This window comes from Streptomyces sp. NPDC093149 (assembly GCF_044754145.1).
Lineage (GTDB): Bacteria > Actinomycetota > Actinomycetes > Streptomycetales > Streptomycetaceae > Streptomyces.
Map to the genome: position 1 here is coordinate 307,312 of NZ_JBIVON010000004.1, position 17,930 is coordinate 325,241.

The 17,930-nt window shown below is 71.4% G+C and carries 16 protein-coding genes and 1 pseudogene; 13 read left to right on the top strand and 4 right to left on the bottom strand.

Annotated elements, in window-relative coordinates; genetic code table 11:
- Positions 1-28: 28 nt before the first annotated feature.
- Positions 29-1,495, top strand: coding sequence for a sialate:H+ symport family MFS transporter (locus ACIQCZ_RS14975; RefSeq protein WP_402282540.1), 1,467 nt, complete (start codon positions 29-31; stop codon positions 1,493-1,495).
- An 80-nt stretch (positions 1,496-1,575) separates the two neighbouring features.
- Here ACIQCZ_RS14975 and ACIQCZ_RS14980 read toward each other — a convergent pair whose 3' ends face one another.
- Both ACIQCZ_RS14980 and ACIQCZ_RS14985 read right to left on the bottom strand, forming a co-directional pair.
- On the bottom strand, positions 1,576-2,805 hold the full coding sequence (locus ACIQCZ_RS14980) for an acetyl-CoA C-acetyltransferase (RefSeq protein WP_402282541.1): 1,230 nt from the start codon (positions 2,803-2,805) through the stop codon (positions 1,576-1,578).
- Between the two features lie 91 nt (positions 2,806-2,896).
- Positions 2,897-3,115: pseudogene (locus ACIQCZ_RS14985) on the bottom strand (LysR family transcriptional regulator); the annotation flags it as partial.
- A gap of 269 nt (positions 3,116-3,384) precedes the next feature.
- On the opposite strand from ACIQCZ_RS14985, the gene ACIQCZ_RS14990 reads away from it, so the two are divergent.
- Both ACIQCZ_RS14990 and ACIQCZ_RS14995 read left to right on the top strand, forming a co-directional pair.
- A complete protein-coding gene (locus tag ACIQCZ_RS14990; protein WP_402282543.1) occupies positions 3,385-4,944 on the top strand; it encodes a 3-hydroxyacyl-CoA dehydrogenase in 1,560 nt (519 codons plus the stop codon).
- Positions 4,945-5,185: 241 nt separating this feature from the next.
- Positions 5,186-5,578: a VOC family protein gene (locus ACIQCZ_RS14995; protein WP_402282545.1), complete on the top strand. Its 393-nt coding sequence runs from the start codon at positions 5,186-5,188 to the stop codon at positions 5,576-5,578.
- Positions 5,579-5,763: 185 nt separating this feature from the next.
- Here ACIQCZ_RS14995 and ACIQCZ_RS15000 read toward each other — a convergent pair whose 3' ends face one another.
- Positions 5,764-6,501, bottom strand: coding sequence for a DUF6597 domain-containing transcriptional factor (locus ACIQCZ_RS15000; RefSeq protein WP_402282547.1), 738 nt, complete (start codon positions 6,499-6,501; stop codon positions 5,764-5,766).
- 254 nt (positions 6,502-6,755) lie between these two features.
- On the bottom strand, positions 6,756-7,934 hold the full coding sequence (locus tag ACIQCZ_RS15005; RefSeq protein WP_402282549.1) for a YihY/virulence factor BrkB family protein: 1,179 nt from the start codon (positions 7,932-7,934) through the stop codon (positions 6,756-6,758).
- A gap of 17 nt (positions 7,935-7,951) precedes the next feature.
- Between ACIQCZ_RS15005 and ACIQCZ_RS15010 the strand changes: the two genes are divergently transcribed.
- From ACIQCZ_RS15010 to ACIQCZ_RS15055, 10 genes are all read left to right on the top strand, one after another.
- Positions 7,952-9,589, top strand: coding sequence for an acyl-CoA dehydrogenase family protein (locus ACIQCZ_RS15010; protein ID WP_402282550.1), 1,638 nt, complete (start codon positions 7,952-7,954; stop codon positions 9,587-9,589).
- Positions 9,590-9,901: 312 nt separating this feature from the next.
- Positions 9,902-11,188, top strand: coding sequence for a GAF domain-containing protein (locus ACIQCZ_RS15015; protein WP_402282552.1), 1,287 nt, complete (start codon positions 9,902-9,904; stop codon positions 11,186-11,188).
- A gap of 243 nt (positions 11,189-11,431) precedes the next feature.
- Positions 11,432-12,025: a GNAT family N-acetyltransferase gene (locus ACIQCZ_RS15020; protein WP_376220841.1), complete on the top strand. Its 594-nt coding sequence runs from the start codon at positions 11,432-11,434 to the stop codon at positions 12,023-12,025.
- A gap of 168 nt (positions 12,026-12,193) precedes the next feature.
- Positions 12,194-12,277 carry a putative leader peptide gene (locus ACIQCZ_RS15025; RefSeq protein ID WP_317864749.1) on the top strand — a complete coding sequence of 28 codons (84 nt, stop codon included), beginning with the start codon at positions 12,194-12,196 and terminating at the stop codon, positions 12,275-12,277.
- Between the two features lie 115 nt (positions 12,278-12,392).
- A complete protein-coding gene (locus ACIQCZ_RS15030; RefSeq protein WP_402282554.1) occupies positions 12,393-14,090 on the top strand; it encodes a nitrite/sulfite reductase in 1,698 nt (565 codons plus the stop codon).
- On the top strand, positions 14,087-14,266 hold the full coding sequence (locus tag ACIQCZ_RS15035; protein WP_402282556.1) for a hypothetical protein: 180 nt from the start codon (positions 14,087-14,089) through the stop codon (positions 14,264-14,266). Before ACIQCZ_RS15030 ends, ACIQCZ_RS15035 begins: the two co-directional genes overlap by 4 nt.
- On the top strand, positions 14,263-14,979 hold the full coding sequence (locus ACIQCZ_RS15040; RefSeq protein ID WP_402282558.1) for a phosphoadenylyl-sulfate reductase: 717 nt from the start codon (positions 14,263-14,265) through the stop codon (positions 14,977-14,979). Before ACIQCZ_RS15035 ends, ACIQCZ_RS15040 begins: the two co-directional genes overlap by 4 nt.
- 23 nt (positions 14,980-15,002) lie before the next feature.
- Positions 15,003-15,548, top strand: coding sequence for an adenylyl-sulfate kinase (gene cysC / locus ACIQCZ_RS15045; RefSeq protein ID WP_376220848.1), 546 nt, complete (start codon positions 15,003-15,005; stop codon positions 15,546-15,548).
- A complete protein-coding gene (gene cysD, locus ACIQCZ_RS15050; protein WP_402282560.1) occupies positions 15,545-16,480 on the top strand; it encodes a sulfate adenylyltransferase subunit CysD in 936 nt (311 codons plus the stop codon). The genes cysC and cysD overlap by 4 nt, the downstream gene beginning before the upstream one ends.
- Entirely contained in the window at positions 16,481-17,863 is a 1,383-nt protein-coding gene (locus ACIQCZ_RS15055; protein ID WP_402282561.1) for a sulfate adenylyltransferase subunit 1, read from the top strand.
- Positions 17,864-17,930 lie beyond the last annotated feature (67 nt).

Below are 17,930 nucleotides of genomic sequence, written 5' to 3' on the forward strand. Positions count from 1 at the left end.
GAGCGCCGTCCCGCATCCTGGAGTCACCGTGCAGACCACATCACCTCCGACGCTCCCCTGGTACCGCGAAGTGAGCGGCACCCAGTGGAAGTCGTTCTTCGCCGCCTGGATCGGCTACGTCCTCGACGGCTTCGACTTCGTGCTGATCACGCTCGTGCTCACCGAGATCAGTGACGACTTCGGCCTGAGCACGGTGCAGGCCGCAAGCCTGATCTCCGGTGCGTTCATCACCCGCTGGCTGGGCGGTGCGCTGCTCGGCGCCGTCGGCGACCGGTACGGCCGCAAGCTCTCCATGATCCTGAGCATCCTGCTGTACTCGCTCGGCACCTTCGCCTGCGGATTCGCCTGGAACTACCAGAGTCTGTTCGCGGCCCGGCTCGCCATCGGCATGGGCATGGCCGGTGAGTACAGCGCCAGCGCCACATACGTGATGGAGAGCTGGCCCGCGCGGCTCCGCAGCCGGGCCAGCGGATTCCTGATCTCCGGTTTCTCGGTCGGCTCGGTGCTCGCCGCACAGGTCTACAAGTGGGTGGTCCCGTCGCTCGGCTGGCGGTGGATGTTCTATCTGGGCCTGATACCGATCGCCATCGCGCTGTGGATGCGGCGCGCGCTGCCGGAGGCCGAGGAGTGGACGGAGACCGTGGCGGAACAGGGAGCCAGGCCCAATCCGTTCCGGCCGCTGTTCGTGACCCGTGTCCGGGCCACGGTCAACACGGTGCTGATCGTCGTCGCCACCGTCTCGCTCTTTCTGGTCTTCACCCCGGGCGGTGCCGGAATGATTCCGGTGCTCTCGGTGGTCGCGGGACTCGCGCTCGCCGCGTTCGCCGTACAGCTCGGCGGAAAACGGGGCTGGGTGCTGTATCTATCGATGATCGTGACGCTGTTCTTCGCGTTCCTGTACTCGTGGCCGATCCAGGCGCTGCTGCCCACGTATCTGAAGACCGAACTCGGCTACACCACCGGCCAGGTCACCGATGTGCTGTACTTCGCGGGCTTCGGCACCATGGTCGGCTGCTGGGCCGCGGGCTTCCTGGGCGACCTGATCGGTGCGAAGAAGGCGTACGCGCTGACGCTGCTGGCCTCGCTGGCCTTCGTCTATCCGGTCTTCGCCGTGCACGACGATCTGCTGCTGCTCGGCATCCTGCTCTTCCTGCTCCAGGCGACCAGTTTCGGCATCTCCGGACTGCTGCCCCGGTACATCGGCGGGCACTTCCCCACCGCGAGCCGGGGCGCCGCGCTCGGCTTCACGTACAACGTGGGAGCGCTGGGTGGTGCCGTGGCCCCGGTTCTGGGCGCGCACCTGGCGTCCGGGATGGATCTGGGACAGGCGCTGGCCGTGCTCACGTTCGCCGGCACGGTGATCGTGGTGCTGCTGGTCGGGTTCGATGTGCCGGCCCGGCTCAACCGGCTGACCGACCCGGAGGCGGAGTGGGACCACCTCGCGGTACCGCTGGAAACGGAGCGGGGCGCGAGCGCCCGGACCGACGTCGGCTGAGGCACGGCGTGCCCCTCGCCGCCGACACCGCACGCACCGGACCGCGCCCACCGTCCGATCCGAGGTCACCCGGCAGGCCCTCAGGCGGCGATGCGCTCGAAGACCGCGGCAAGGCCCTGCCCGCCGCCGATGCACATGGTCTCCAGGCCGTACCGGGCCTCGCGGCGATGCAGTTCACGGGTGAGCGTGGCGAGGATGCGGGCGCCGGTGGCGCCGACCGGATGGCCGAGGGAGACGCCGGAGCCGTTGACGTTGATGCGCTGCTCGTGGTCGATGTCGCCCAGGCCCAACTCGCGTGTACAGGCGATCACTTGGGCGGCGAATGCCTCGTTGAGCTCGATCAGGTCGAGGTCGGCGAGGGTGAGTCCGGCACGGTCGAGGGCGGCCCGGGTCGCCGGGACGGGACCGATGCCCATGGTCGCGGCGGGTACCCCGGCGCGGGCGAAGGAGACCAGTCGGACCAGCGGGTGGAGGCCGAGCCGTTCGGCGGTGGCCGCGCTGGTCACCAGGCAGGCGGCGGCCGCGTCGTTCTGCCCGCTGGCATTGCCCGCGGTGACGGTCGCCCCGGGGTCGGACTTCGCCATGATCGGACGCAGCGCGGCGAGTTGCTCGGCGGTGGTGTCGGGGCGGGGGTGCTCGTCCGCGGTCACGACCGTCTCGCCCTTGCGGGTCCGTACGGTGACGGGGACGGTCTCCGCGTCGTACCACCCCTCCGCGGCGGCCCGGCCGGCGCGCTGTTGCGAGCGCAGCGCGAGCGCGTCCTGATCGGCGCGGCTGATGCCGTAGGCGCGGCGTACGTTCTCGGCGGTCTCGATCATCCCTCCGGGCACGGGGTGGTTGACGCCGCCCGCGGTCACCCGGCCCCTGGCCAGCGCGTCGTGGAGCTGGAGGCCGGGGCCCTTGATGCCCCAGCGTCCTTCGTGCGTGTAGTACGGGGCGGCGCTCATCACGTCGACACCGCCCGCGATGACGACATCGCTGAAGCCCGCCCGGATCTGCATCGCGGCGTCGAGGACGGCCTGGAGGCCGGAGCCGCAGCGGCGGTCGATCTGGGAGCCGGTGACGGTCTCGGGCAGCCCGGCGTCGAGGGCCGCGACCCGGCCGATGGCGGGGGCCTCGGCGGACGGGTAGGAGTGCCCGAGGACGACCTCGTCGACCGCCGCCGGGTCGATCCCGGTGCGGGCGACCACCTCGGCGATGACGCGAGCCGCGAGCGCGGCCGGGGTCTGCTGGGCGAACACTCCGCCGAAACGGCCGATGGGGGTGCGCAGCGGTTCACAGATGACGACATCGAGCTGCTGGTCGGGCACGGCGTGACCTTTCGGTGATGAGGGGCGCGTCTTCGCCCTTTCGATGACGTGTGGCGCCTGTCGCCGGCCCTCGCACCCGGCGACCGAGTCGGTCCGATGTCCGGCGCGTCACTCCCGGCCGGGTCACCGGCAGCCGGACGGGCCCCAGGTCGAGCGAGCCGTCCGCGACCCGGTCGAGCGCGACGTCGGCGTCTGTCCGCCCCTTCATGACCCGTTCGAGGGCGGGGCGGGCGGCGCGTACGGCCCGGGTGAGGAGCGGCAGGGTCCCGTGGCCGGAGGCGCCCGCGAAGCCGAAGGTGACCCGCCCGAAGCGCAATTCCTGCGCCACGGCGACGAACGCGGACGGATGACGCAGTTCCATGTCCGCCCCTTCGGTCACCGGCCCCACCGATGGGTTTCATTGATCAGACGTCTTGATCGGACCCTAATTCGATATCGGGCGGCAATCAATGGCCGCTGACACGGTGCCGCCGCCGACCGTGGCCGAACTGCGGCCGCCTCGCGAGGACATGGGCCCGGACCGCGTCTATCTTCGCTGGGAAGGATCACATGTCACACCCCGAGAGGACCGCAACCGCCATGCGTATCAGGATCGTCGGCGCCGGGGCCATGGGCCGCGGCATCGCCCAGTGGGCGGCGACCGCCGGACACACCGTCGAGCTGTGCGACGTACGGACGGAGGCGGTGACGGCCGCCGTGGAATTCGTACGGTCCATGCTCGAACGGGCCGTGCAGAAGGGCCGGATGTCCGCCGAGGACTCCGCGGCCGCCCTGGAGCGGCTGATCCCGCTGGACGACCCGTGGGTGGCGGGCCCGGACGTGGAACTGGTCGTCGAGGCCGTGCGGGAGGACCTCGACACCAAGACGGAGGTCTTCGGCCGGCTGGAGCGGGCCCTGCCCACGACGGCCGTCTTCGCGACCAACACCTCCTCCCTGTCGGTCACCCGGATCGCCGCGGCGCTCAAGGACCCGTCGCGCCTGGCCGGGCTGCACTTCTTCAATCCGGTGCCGCTGATGAGGATCGTCGAGGTGGTGCCCGGCGCGGCCACCCGTCCGGAGATCCCGCCCGCCCTCACCGCCCTCGTCGAGAGCTGTGGACACCGTGCGGTCACGGTCGCCGACACCCCCGGCTTCCTGGTCAATCACGCGGGCCGCGGCCTGGTGACCGAGGCCCTCGCACTCCTGGAGGAGACGGTCTGCGACCCGGCGGACATCGACCGGGTCGCCCGCGAGGTGCTCGGGCTGCGGATGGGCCCGTTCGAGCTGATGGACCTCACGGGTCTGGACGTGACGGCCGCGGTGATCGATTCGATCTGGACGGGGTTCCGGTACGCGGACCGGCTCCGCCCGTCCTACCTCACCCCGAACCGGGTGGCCGCCGGGCTGCACGGCCGCAAGACCGGGCGCGGCTGGTACGAGCACGGCCCCGAGGCGCCCGGCCCGGCCCCGGAGCCGCCCGTCACGGGCAACGCCGACCGCCCGGTGTTCGTCCACGGCGCCGCACCGCAGGACCAGGACGCGACCGCGCTGCGCGCGGCGCTGACCGCGGCGGGCGCCGTCGTCGAAACCGGCACGGAGCCGTCCGCCGACGCCCTCGTACTCGTTCCGGTCTGGGGCACCACGGTGGCCTCCGCGGTCGCCGCGCACCGGCTGCCCGCGGGGCGCACCTTCGGCGTGGACCCGCTGCCCGCGGCCGGCCGGCGCCGGGTGCTGGCCGTGACCCCGGCAGCGGACCCGTCCGCCGCGCGCGACGCCCGCGCCGTGCTGGCCCGCGCCGCGGACGGCGAGGCCGCGTACGCGGTCTCGGTGGTACGGGACACGGCGGGCTCGGTCGCTCAGCGGCTGCTCGCCTCGATCGTGTCGGTCGCGGCATCGATCGCGGAGCGCTCCATCGCCACCCCTGCCGACATCGACCTGGCCGTGACGGCCGGGCTCGGTTACCCCGTCGGCCCGCTGGCCTGGGGCGACCGGATCGGTGCCGGACGGATGCTGGAGCTGCACCGGGCACTGCACCGCACGACGGGCGACCCGCGTCACCGCCCGAGCCGCTGGGTGACCGAACGCGCCCAGCTCGGTCTGGCGCTGACCGACCCGGGCACATCGCCCGCCGACTGCGCGGCGAGCACCCCGTCGCGGTGACGGCGGGGCGGTGGCGCCCGCCATGACGCGGGGCTGTACCGCCCGCCACGACGGCGGGGCGGGGTGAGAGGCAGGGCGGGCCCGCCGGGGATCATGATCCCGGCAGGCCCGCCCGCGGACCTGCCCACGCCGGCGAAGGCCCCGCAGCTCCCGCGTCCCAGAACGCCCTGCGGCCCCGCGGTCCACCGTCCATGTCCGTTTTCTACAAGACCCGCGACGGTGGCCGCCCTACGGTCGGAGCATGACTCCACGCATGGACGCGATCGGCATCATCACCGCGGATCTGGCCGCATCGCTCACCTTCTACCGACGGCTCGGGCTCGACATCCCCGCCGACGCGGAATCCGCACCCCATGCCGAAGTGACGCTCCCGGGCGGGCAGCGTCTGTTGTGGGACACCGAGGAGGTCACCCGCTCGTTCGATCCCGAATGGTCTCCGCCGCACGGCGGTGAGCGCCTCTCACTCGCCTTCCTCTGCGACAGCCCGGCGGAGGTGGACGCGGTGTACGACGACCTGACCGGCGCCGGGTACCGAGGGCATCTGAAGCCGTGGGACGCGGTGTGGGGGCAGCGCTACGCGACGGTCCTCGACCCGGACGGTTGCGCGGTGTCGCTGTTCGCCGCGAACGGCTGAGAGCCCGCCGGCTGACCTCGGACCGGATGGCGGACGCGATCCGGTGCGTGCGGTTTTGAGGCGCAGGAGGGAGCCGGATGGGGTCTCCCCTGCTCGAACGCAGCTGAGAGCTCGGGGAAGGAGCATCGGCGACCGACGACGACGCGGGAAACGCGCGTGCCGGGGCGTGGCCGCCCGGTCGGAGGTCACCCGACAGGCTCTGAGCCCGCTGCCCGTCCGGGCGTCTCACGAGGCTCCAGGTGGGCGGTCAGGGTCGTCCCGGCCAGGTCGCGCATCTCCCGTGCGAGGTGGGCCTGGTCGGCGCAGCCTGCCGCGACCGCCGCCTCGGCGTAGGGCGTTCCGGACCGGGCGAGGGCGAGCGCACGCTGCAGCCGCAGGATCCGGCCGAGCGTCTTGGGCCCGTAGCCGAAGGCCGCGAGTGACCGGCGGTGCAGCTGACGGGCGCCGAGGCCCACAGTCCACGCGATGTCGGCGACGGACCGGCCGTCACCGAGCTGCGTGGCGACGGACCGCATCAGCGGGTCCGGCGCAGCCGTGTCGACCGCTCGTCTCAGCGCGATGGTCTCCAGCCCGGCAGCGGGGTCGGGGGCTTGTGCCAGGCGCTCGGTGAGTTCCCGGACCAGCGCGCCCGGCCACAGGTCCGCGAGATCGACCCGGCGGTCGCGCAGTTCGTGCGCCGGCGCACCGAGCAGCGCGGGGGCCGTGCCGGGTGCGAAGCGGATTCCGGTGTACCGCCCGCCGGTCCCGACGGCCGCCGTCGTGGCGCGGGTGTCGGGTCCCGCGACGAGCAGCCGTCCGTCGATCCAGAGCAGGTCCATGCAGCCGTCCGGCAGCACCGCATGGGCCGCTCCGTCCGGTACGCCCAGCGTCCACAGGGTCGCGCCGTCGAACCTCGACGCCCACTCCTCGTACCTGTCGCCCATGCCTCACACGCTCATCTCGTCGGCGGACGGAATCGGCTTCCCGGTCGCGGTCATGACGGCACCGATGGAGCTCGTCACCGACAGCGGCGCGACGGTCACGGCCGAGGTCGACCGCCGTACGCCGGGCGCGCATCTCGTCGCCCTGCGCGACGACAACACCCTGGCACCCCCGGGGAGTCCGGCGCCGACGATCCCGGCCGCACCACCCTCACCGGCCGCCCCACCCGCATCCCCCGACCAGTCGGCGGACGTCCTCACCCGCCGGACGAGCCGTCCGGCCGGTCCGGCCGGTCCGGCTCCTTGTCGCGGCTCGGCTGCAGCCGGGACTTCACGTCGTCCGGCGGCAGGAATCTCGACCAGCGTTCCGGGAACTCGGACGGCATGTAGGGGCTGCCGCCGTCGTCGTCCTCCCCGTCGTCGTCCAGGTCGCCGTCCTGGTTCTCCGCCTGCGTCCGGGCCACGAACTCCGCGGCCTGGGCCGCCCGTACCCGGTCGTTGGCCGCGCGCGCGGCGGCCGTCGCCAGCGAGGGCCACACCCGGTCGATGGCGGCATTGACCGCCGCCCCCACCAGCACCGCGAACGCGGAGATCCCGATCCACAGCAGGACGGCGATCGGCGCGGCCAACGAACCGTAGATCGTGGGCCCCTCGACCGTACTGGTGAGGTAGATCCGCAGCAGGAAACTGCCGAGCACCCACATCGCGAGCGCCACCAGCGCCCCCGGCACGTCCTCGATCCACGGCGACCGGACCGGCACGGACACGTGGTAGAGCGTCGTCAGGAACGCGATCGACAGCAGTATCACCAGCGGCCAGTACAGCACGCTTATGAGCTCGGTGCCCCAGGGGATGAACTCCACGACCCTGTCCGGGCCGACCACGAGCAGCGGCAGCACGACGGCGCCGAGCAGCAGCGCGACGACGTACAGCAGGAAGGAGAGCAGCCGCGTCTTGACGATGCCGCGCTGGCCGTCGAGTCCGTACATCACCGTGATCGTGTCGATGAAGACGTTGACGGCGCGGGAGCCGGACCAGAGCGCGATGGCGAAGCCGATCGAGATGACGTCGGGCCGCGCGCCGGTGGTGACGTCCGCCAGGAGCGGTTTGGCGAAGTCGTTCACGCCCCGCTCGCTGAGCACCGTCTGCGCGGCGTTGAGGATGTTCCGCTCGATGGAGGCGACCGTGGTGGTGTTGGTCCACTCGTCGACATAACCGAGCAGCCCGATCAGACCGAGCAGCAGCGGTGGCAGGGACAGCAGGGTGAAGAACGCCGCCTCGGCGGCGAGTCCCAGAATGCGGTACTCCATGCACGAGTTGATGGTGTCCTTGAGCAACTGCCAGACCATCTGCCGCTTGGATACGTTGCGGTAGAGGACTCGGGCGCGGTGGAGCCGCCCCGGTGGCCGCTCGGGTGTTTCGTTTGCTGCCTGCACGTCCTTACCGTATCGGCATGGCAGCCACCACCCACACAGTGTCCAACCAGGTACCGCCGCTGAACGGCTACGACGTCTTCGCCGCCGACCTCGCGCTCACCGAGGCCGTGCAACGTCACATGCCACCCGAACTTCTGGCCACGGCGCGGGTCGAGCTCGGCGAGCTGGGCAGGGCCGCCGGCTCCGCGCAGGCGCAGGAGTGGGGGGCGCAGGCGAACGGGAATCCGCCGGTGCTGCGCTCCCACGACCGGTACGGCAACCGCATCGACGAGGTGGAGTTCCATCCGGCCTGGCACCGGCTGCTGGGCCATGCGGTCTCCGCCGGTCTGACCGACGCCTGGGGCAGGCCGGCCGGTCATGTGCGGCGGGCGGCCGGCTTCCTGGTGTGGACGCAGGCGGAGGCGGGACACGGCTGTCCGTTGTCGATGACGCACGCGGCGGTGCCCGCGCTGCGGACCGATCCGGCACTGGCCGCCGAGTGGGAACCACTGCTGACCTCGACGGTGTACGAGCAGGAGCTGCGGCCCGCCGCGCAGAAGGCCGGTGTGCTCTTCGGGATGGGCATGACGGAGAAGCAGGGCGGCTCGGACGTACGGTCCAACACGACGCGGGCCGAGCCGCTGGCGGCCCCGGGTGAGTACCTGCTCACCGGCCACAAGTGGTTCTGTTCGGCCCCGATGTCCGACGGCTTCCTGGTCCTCGCGCAGGCGCCGGAGGGTCTGACGTGTTTCCTGCTGCCCCGGGTGCTGCCCGACGGCACCCGCAACACGTTCGCGATCCAGCGGCTGAAGGACAAGCTGGGCAACCGCTCCAACGCGTCGAGCGAGGTCGAGTTCGACGGGACGTGGGCGCGCCGGGTCGGTGACGAGGGGCGGGGGGTGCGCACCATCATCGGGATGGTGGCGGCGACCCGGCTGGACTGTGTGGTCGGTTCGGCGGCGCTGATGCGGCAGGCGGTGGCACAGGCGATCCACCACTGCACGTACCGCAGCGCCTTCGGCGGGGTGCTGATCGACAAGCCGCTGATGCGCAATGTGCTGGCCGATCTGGCGCTGGAGTCGGAGGCCGCGACGGTGCTGGCGCTGCGGCTGGCGGCCGCGTACGACGCCGACTCGGAGAGCGAGCGGGCCTTCCTGCGGATCGCGGTGCCCGCCGCGAAGTACTGGGTGACGAAGCGGTGCACACCGATGGTGGCCGAGGCGCTGGAGTGTCTCGGCGGCAACGGCTACGTCGAGGAGTCCGGAATGCCCCGGCTGCTGCGCGAGGCGCCGCTCAACTCGATCTGGGAGGGCTCGGGGAACGTACAGGCCCTGGATGTGCTGCGGGCGCTGCAGCGCGAGCCGTCGGCGCTGAACGCGTTCCTCCAGGAGGTCGGCAGGGCACGGGGTGCCGATCACCGGCTGGACGGAGCGATCAAGGACATGCTGACGGAGCTGGCCGATCTGAACGGGATCGAGGCGCGGGCCCGTCGGCTGGTCGAGCGGATGGCTCTCGTGCTGCAGGGCTCGCTGCTGGTGCGCTGGGCGCCGCCGGAGGTGGCCGACGCGTTCTGCGCGTCACGGCTGGGCGGGGACCGGGGCGCGGCGTTGGGGACACTGCCGCACAGCCTCGATCTGGGCTCGGTCGTGGAACGGGCCCGGCCCGTGGAGCGATAGGCCCTTCCGTTCGGCTCGGGCCGGTTCCGGGGGCGGGGCGCGCCCGGTGCGAGTCGAACGGGCGTCCCTGAGGCGGACGTACAGCAACGGAGGGTGGTGCTGCGCCGACACGGCACCACCCTCCATGCTGTGCACACCGAACAGGGAGCGCAGGCCCCGCCGTACGGTGTTCCGCCACTCTCGTACGGACCCGCACCCGCTCGCCAGAGTTGCAAAGGGTTGCAACCATTGTGCGGAGTGCGCAGTATCGGTCCCCTCACAGCGGGCAGGATGGGTCCGCGGGCCGTCGAGCCGGTTCTGGCATCTGGGGGAATGAGCGTGGAGACAAGCCCTGCCGTGGTGGCGCGATCGGCCGTACCGCAGTCCGTCGAGGCTCTGCGCGTGATCCACCGGGCCAGGGAGGCCAGGCTCTCCGGCGGGCGTTCTCCGGCCGCTCCGCGGGCGGAGATCGGCGCCTCGTGGGACCGGGTGCTGCGCAGCGGTGTCGATCCGGATCAGTCCACCGACAGCGTGCTGCTGGAGATGGACGAGATCGAGCGTCGGCGCCGGGCGTCGGCGCTGGGCGAGGTGATGCCGCTGCTGAACGAGAGCCTGGTCTCCCTCGCGGACGCCGCCCAGCAGATCGTGGTGATCACCGATGTGGAGGGCCGGGTGCTGTGGCGCCAGGGCAATACGGGGGTGCTGCGCCGGGCGGACGACATCTGTCTGGCGGAGGGCGCGGCCTGGGCCGAGGCGAGCATGGGGACGAACGCGATCGGCACGGCGCTCGTCTCGCGCACACCGGTCCAGGTCCATTCGTCGGAGCACTTCGTGCGGAGTCTGCACAGCTGGACGTGTGCGGCGTCCCCGGTGCGCGATCCGCGGGACAACCGGCTGATCGGCATCGTCGACCTCAGCGGTCCGGCGTCCACGTTCCATCCGGCCTCGCTCGCCCTGGTCGGTTCGGTCGCCCGGCTCGCCGAGAGCGAGATCAAGAACCGTCATCTGCAGGCGATCGACCGGCTGCGATCGGTGGCGGCGCCGCTGCTGTGCAGGCTGGGCGGCCGGGCCCTGGCGGTGGACACCCACGGGTGGCTCGCCGGGGTCACCGGGATGCCGCCCGTCGACCGGCTGCCGCTGCCCAAGTCGTTGCGGCCGGGCCGGGTGTGGCTGCCGTCGCTCGGCATGTGCCGCATCGAGCCGTTGTCCGGCGGCTGGCTGGTGCAGGTCACGGACGGGCCCTCGGACGAGTCGCGGCGCCGGGTGGTACTGGATCTGAGCCGGCCGCGCGGTCTCACGGTCAATGTGGCGAGTGCGGTCAGCACCTGGACACAGCGGCTCTCGCCGCGCCACGCGGAGCTGCTGTACGCCCTGGCGCTGCACCGCGAGGGGCGTACGGCGTCGGAGCTGGCGCAGGACATCTTCGGCGACGCGACCCGGACGGTCACGGTGCGGGCGGAGATCTCACGGATCAGGCGCCATCTGGCGGAGGTACTGGCGCACCGCCCGTACCGCTTCGGCGAGGGGGTCGAGGTGGAGGTGATCCACCCGGAGCACCCGGCCGATCTGCTGCCGCGCTCGACCGCGCCGGTGGTGGTCAGGGCGCGTACGGCCGGCTAGCGCTGTGGCCGGCAGGTTTGCCGGGAGGCTCGCCGCGTCCGGTGCGGTGCGTCGCAAGGCGGAGGATCGCCCTCGTGCCGGCCGCACTCGGGTGATGCGACAACGCGGCGAGGTACCGTGCCGGGCGTCGCGCCGGTGAACCTCTCCGGTCACAGCACCAGGCCCGGTACCGAAGGCGCCCGGCCGTCCCGAGCGGCGGGACCGGCTTGGGCCGGGACCGCGCGGCATGGTTCCCTGGCAGCCATGAACAACCCCGCGCGCACCGCTGCCACCACCGCCGAGGTGACCATCTGGTCCCTGGAACAGACCTCCCCCGACGATCTGCGCCCCGCCGCGGTCCCGGAGGGCGACGTGCGGATCGTGCGCTCGGAGGTACCGCTCCCCGAGTTCAGCCGGTTCCTCTACACGGCGGTCGGCGGCGACATCCAGTGGACGGACCGGCTCTCGATGACGTACGCGCAGTGGCAGGAGGTCCTGGACCGGCCCGGCGCGGAGACCTGGGTGGCGTACGTCGACGGCACGCCGGCCGGATACATCGAACTGGACCCGCAGGACGACGGCGTGGTCGAGATCATGTACTTCGGACTGATACCGGCCTTCCGGGGGCGCCGGATCGGCGGCCATCTGCTCTCGTACGGGGTCGCCCGCGCCTGGGACCTGGCCGAGCGCCGGCCGGAGCGGACGCCGACCAAGCGGGTCTGGCTGCACACCTGCTCCAAGGACGGCCCGCACGCCATGGACAACTACCTGCGGCGCGGTTTCCGGCTGTTCGACACGAAGGTGGAGCTGGAGCCCGAGGTGGCGACACCGGGACCGTGGCCGGGGTCGGGGCGGTAGTGCCAGGAGAACGGCTCCGGCGCCGATCGGGGTGATTGCGGCCATTACGGGCGACCCGACCCGGACGGATGGAGTGACAGACACCACACGTCTCGCATGACGGGACACTCTCGTCCACATCATGGATAGTGGTGGACTGCTCGGAGATGCGCGTGACACGCTTCCGTCATGCCTGGAACTGGAATTGCCTTGGTGAGTCGACGCCACGTCGATCTCGGCCGCGTGTCCAGCGCCATCTGTCCGGCGAGCTGAGAGTCCCAGCACCGCCGCGTTCCTCTTTTCTCCGTCAAACCCTGCGCACCGCCGCGCCTCAGCGCGAGTGTGCAGTTCAGAGCCGCCCTCCTGCAGTCCCGAAGGACGTACCGTCATGGCCGCTACCCCGGAACAGCCTGCGACCACCACGCCCCGCCGCAAGGCCGGACGCCACCGTGGCGAAGGCCAGTGGGCCGTGGGGCACCACACTCCGCTCAACGGCAATGAGCAGTTCAAGAAGGACGACGACGGTCTCAATGTGCGGACACGCATTGAGACGATCTACTCCAAGCGGGGATTCGACTCGATCGACCCCAACGATCTCCGCGGACGCATGCGCTGGTGGGGTCTGTACACCCAGCGCAAGCCCGGGATCGACGGCGGCAAGACCGCGATCCTGGAGCCGGAGGAGCTGGACGACAGGTACTTCATGCTGCGGGTGCGGATCGACGGCGGACGGCTGACCACCGCGCAGCTGCGGGTCATCGGTGAGATCTCGCAGGAGTACGCGCGCGGCACCGCGGACATCACCGACCGGCAGAACATCCAGTTGCACTGGATCCGCATCGAGGACGTCCCGGCCGTCTGGGAGAAGCTGGAGGCCGTCGGTCTCTCCACCACCGAGGCGTGCGGCGACTGCCCCCGCGTGATCATCGGCTCCCCCGTGGCGGGTATCGCCGCCGACGAGATCATCGACGGCACACCCGCCGTCGACGAGATCCACGACCGCTACATCGGCAACAAGGAATTCTCCAACCTGCCGCGCAAGTTCAAGACAGCGATCTCCGGTTCGCCCGTGCAGGACGTGGTGCACGAGATCAACGACATCGCGTTCGTCGGTGTGGTCCATCCCGAACACGGTCCGGGCTTCGACGTCTGGGTCGGTGGCGGGCTCTCCACCAACCCGAGGCTGGCCGAGCGGCTGGGTGCCTGGGTGCCGCTCGACGAGGTCCCGGACGTCTGGGCCGGAGTCGTCGGCATCTTCCGCGACTACGGATACCGGCGGCTGCGCACCCGCGCCCGTCTGAAGTTCCTGATGGCCGACTGGGGGCCCGCGAAGTTCCGCCAGGTGCTGGAGGACGAGTACCTGAAGCGTCCGCTGCTCGACGGCCCCGCCCCGGAGCAGCCCAGCAGCCGCTGGCGCGACCACGTCGGCGTGCACCGGCAGCAGGACGGCCGTTTCTACGTCGGCTTCGCCCCCAGGGTCGGCCGCGTGGACGGATCCACCCTCGCCAAGATCGCCGACCTCGCCGCCGCGCACGGCTCGGACCGGCTGCGGACCACCGTCGAACAGAAGATGCTCATCCTGGACGTGGCACAGGACCAGGTGGACTCCCTGGTCGCCGGTCTGGAGGCGCTCGACTTCCAGGTGCGGCCCTCCCCGTTCCGCCGCGGCACGATGGCCTGCACCGGCATCGAGTTCTGCAAGCTCGCGATCGTCGAGACGAAGGCACGCGGCGCCTCGCTGATCGACGAACTGGAGCGCCGTCTGCCGGACTTCGACGAGCCGCTCACCATCAACATCAACGGCTGCCCCAACGCCTGCGCCCGCATCCAGACCGCGGACATCGGCCTCAAGGGCCAGCTCGTCCTGGACGCCGACGGCAATCAGGTCGAGGGCTACCAGGTTCACCTGGGCGGCGCGCTGGGTCTGGAGGCCGGGTTCGGCCGCAAGGTCCGTGGCCTGAAGGTCACTTCGGCCGAGCTGCCGGACTACGTCGAGCGGGTGCTGGGCCGGTACCAGGAGGAGCGCGAGGACGGCGAGCGGTTCGCGACCTGGGCGGCGCGCGCGAGTACGGAGTCGCTGTCATGAGCGAGCGCGCAGCACCGTTCCACTGCCCGTACTGCGGCGACGAGGACCTGCGCCCGCACGAGACCGGGCACGGGGCCTGGGAATGTGCTTCCTGCAACCGCGCGTTCCAGCTGAAGTTCCTGGGGCTGCTGACCCGGGGTCTGACGCGCAACGACGTTGAAGGGGACGCGATATGACGGACACCCTGCAGACCGGAGAACTCGGCTCGGACGCGCTGGAGGAGCTGGCCGGACGCGCGGGCCGGGAGCTGGAGGACGCCTCCGCGCCGGAGATCCTCCGGTGGGCCGCCGGCACGTTCGGCAAGAGGTTCTGCGTCACCTCCTCGATGGAGGACGCGGTCGTGGCGCACCTCGCCTCGCGCGCCCTCCCGGGCGTCGACGTGGTCTTCCTCGACACCGGCTATCACTTCCCCGAGACGATCGGCACCCGCGACGCCGTGGAGGCGGTGATGGACGTCAACGTCATCACCCTGACCCCGCGGCAGTCCGTGGCCGAGCAGGACGCCGAGCACGGACCGAGGCTGCACGACCGCGACCCCGACCTGTGCTGCAAGCTGCGGAAGGTCAAGCCCCTTGAGGAAGGCCTGAGTCCGTACACGGCCTGGGCGACCGGGCTGCGCCGCGACGAGTCCCCCACCCGCGCGAACACTCCGGTCGTCGGCTGGGACGAGAAGCGGCAGAAGGTCAAGATCTCGCCGATCGCCCGCTGGACGCAGGACGACGTCGACGCGTACGTGGCGGAGCACGGCGTTCTCACCAACCCGCTGCTGATGGACGGATACGCCTCCGTGGGCTGCGCGCCCTGCACCCGCCGGGTGCTGGAGGGCGAGGACGCACGTGCCGGGCGCTGGGCCGGCCGGGGCAAGACCGAGTGCGGGCTGCACGACTGATGACGACTGATCAGGAGACCTCGATGAGCGTGACGGAGACGGGAGCCACCATCTGGCTCACCGGTCTGCCGAGCGCGGGCAAGACCACCATCGCGTACGAACTCGCCGGGCGGCTGCGGGGCGAGGGCCATCGCGTGGAGGTGCTCGACGGCGACGAGATCCGCGAGTTCCTCTCCGCAGGTCTCGGCTTCTCCCGCGAGGACCGCCACACCAACGTCCAGCGGATCGGCTTCGTCGCCGAGCTGCTGGCGGCCAACGGCGTGAAGGTGCTGGTCCCGGTCATCGCCCCGTACGCGGACAGCCGGGACGCGGTCCGCAAGCGGCACCGGGCCGAGGGGACCGCGTATCTGGAGGTGCATGTCGCGACCCCGGTCGAGGTGTGCTCCGTACGTGATGTGAAGGGCCTCTACGCCAAGCAGGCGGCGGGCGAGATCAGCGGGCTCACCGGGGTCGACGACCCCTACGAGGCACCCGAGTCGCCGGATCTGCGGATCGAGTCGCACCGTCAGACCGTGCAGGAGTCCGCGGCGGAGCTGTACGCGCTGCTGAGCGAGAGGGGGGCGGCGTGACGACCGTCGCGACCGTGCCGGACGGCACCGACAATCCGTACGCACTCAGCCACCTGGACTCCCTGGAGTCCGAGGCCGTGCACATCCTCCGCGAGGTGGCGGGCGAGTTCGAGCGGCCGGTGATCCTCTTCTCCGGCGGCAAGGACTCCATCGTGATGCTGCATCTGGCGCTCAAGGCCTTCGCGCCCGCGCCCGTGCCGTTCGCGCTGCTGCACGTCGACACCGGGCACAACTTCCCGGAGGTGCTGGAGTACCGCGACCGCACGGTGGCGCGCCACGGGCTGCGGCTGCACGTCGCCTCCGTGCAGGAGTACATCGACGCCGGCAAGCTCCGTGAGCGCCCGGACGGCACCCGCAACCCGTTGCAGACCGTGCCGCTGACCGAGGCCATCCAGCAGCACCGCTTCGACGCCGTGTTCGGCGGCGGACGCCGTGACGAGGAGAAGGCACGCGCCAAGGAGCGGGTCTTCTCGCTGCGCGACGAGTTCTCCCAGTGGGATCCGCGCCGCCAGCGCCCCGAGCTGTGGCAGCTCTACAACGGCCGGCACGCGCCGGGCGAGCACGTCCGGGTCTTCCCGATCTCCAACTGGACCGAGCTGGACGTCTGGCAGTACATCGCGCGCGAGGGCATCGAGCTCCCGGACATCTATTTCGCCCATGAGCGCGAGGTCTTCAGCCGCTCCGGCATGTGGCTGACCGCGGGCGACTGGGGCGGCCCCAAGGAGGGCGAGCGGGTCGAGACCCGGCAGGTCCGCTACCGCACGGTCGGCGACATGTCGTGCACCGGCGCCGTCGACTCGGACGCGACGACCCTGGACGCCGTGATCGACGAGATCGCCGCCTCCCGGCTCACCGAGCGGGGCGCGACACGTGCCGACGACAAGATGTCCGAGGCCGCGATGGAAGACCGTAAGCGCGAGGGGTACTTCTAGATGACCACACTCAACCGGCACCCGGAGCAGCTGTCGGCCACCACCCTGCTGCGGTTCGCCACCGCGGGGTCCGTCGACGACGGCAAGTCCACCCTCGTGGGACGGCTGCTGCACGACTCCAAGTCGGTCCTCGCCGACCAGTTGGAAGCCGTCGAACACGCCTCGCGCAACCGGGGGCAGGAGGCACCCGATCTGGCGCTGCTGACCGACGGGCTGCGGGCCGAGCGCGAACAGGGCATCACCATCGATGTCGCCTACCGCTACTTCGCGACCCCGCGCCGCCGGTTCATCCTGGCCGACACCCCGGGGCATGTGCAGTACACCCGGAACATGGTGACGGGGGCATCGACCGCCGAGCTGGCCGTCGTCCTGGTCGACGCCCGCAACGGAGTCGTCGAGCAGACCCGCCGCCATGCCGCGGTCGCCGCGCTGCTGCGGGTGCCGCACGTGGTGCTGGCCGTGAACAAGATGGATCTGGTCGACTACGCGGAGCCCGTCTTCGCCTCCATCGCGGAGGAGTTCACCGCGTACGCCGCGTCCCTGGGCGTACCCGGCTGGGGGTCTGGGGGGGACCCCCAGGAAAACTGGTGTACTGCGATCCCGATCTCCGCACTGGCCGGCGACAACGTCGTGGAGCCGTCCGCCCACATGGACTGGTACGGCGGCCCGACCGTCCTGGAGCACCTGGAGACGGTGCCGGTCAGCCATGACCTCACCGCCTGCCACGCCCGCTTCCCGGTCCAGTACGTCATCCGTCCGCAGACCGCCGAGCACCCCGACTACCGGGGCTACGCGGGGCAGATCGCGGCCGGTGCGTTCCGTGTCGGCGAGGCCGTCACCGTGCTGCCCTCGGGCCGTACGACGACGGTCACCGCGATCGACGCGCTCGGCGAGAGCGTGGACATCGCCTGGGCGCCCCAGTCGGTGACGATCCGCCTGGCCGACGACATCGACATCTCGCGCGGTGACCTGATCGCACCGGCCGACGACGCGCCGGCGGTCACGCAGGATGTCGAGGCGACCGTCTGCCATGTCGCCGACCAGCCGCTCACCGTCGGCCAGCGGGTGCTGCTCAAGCACACCACCCGCACCGTCAAGGCGATCGTCAAGGACATCCCCTCGCGCCTCGCGCTGGACGACCTCTCCCAGCACCCGGCGCCCGGCCGGCTCGTCGCCAACGACATCGGCCGGATCGTCGTCCGCACCGCGGAGCCGCTGGCACTCGACGCGTACGCGGACTCCCGGCGCACCGGCTCCTTCCTCCTGATCGACCCGGCGGACGGCACCACGCTCACGGCCGGCATGGCCGGTGCCTCGTTCGCCGCCGCGGCCGACGCCCGGGCGGCAGCCACAGCCGCCGACGACGACGCATGGGACTTCTGATGGACATCGACGTCTACTCCACGTTCGCCAAGGAGGGCGGTCGCGTCGGCAGCGGCGCCCTCGGCAG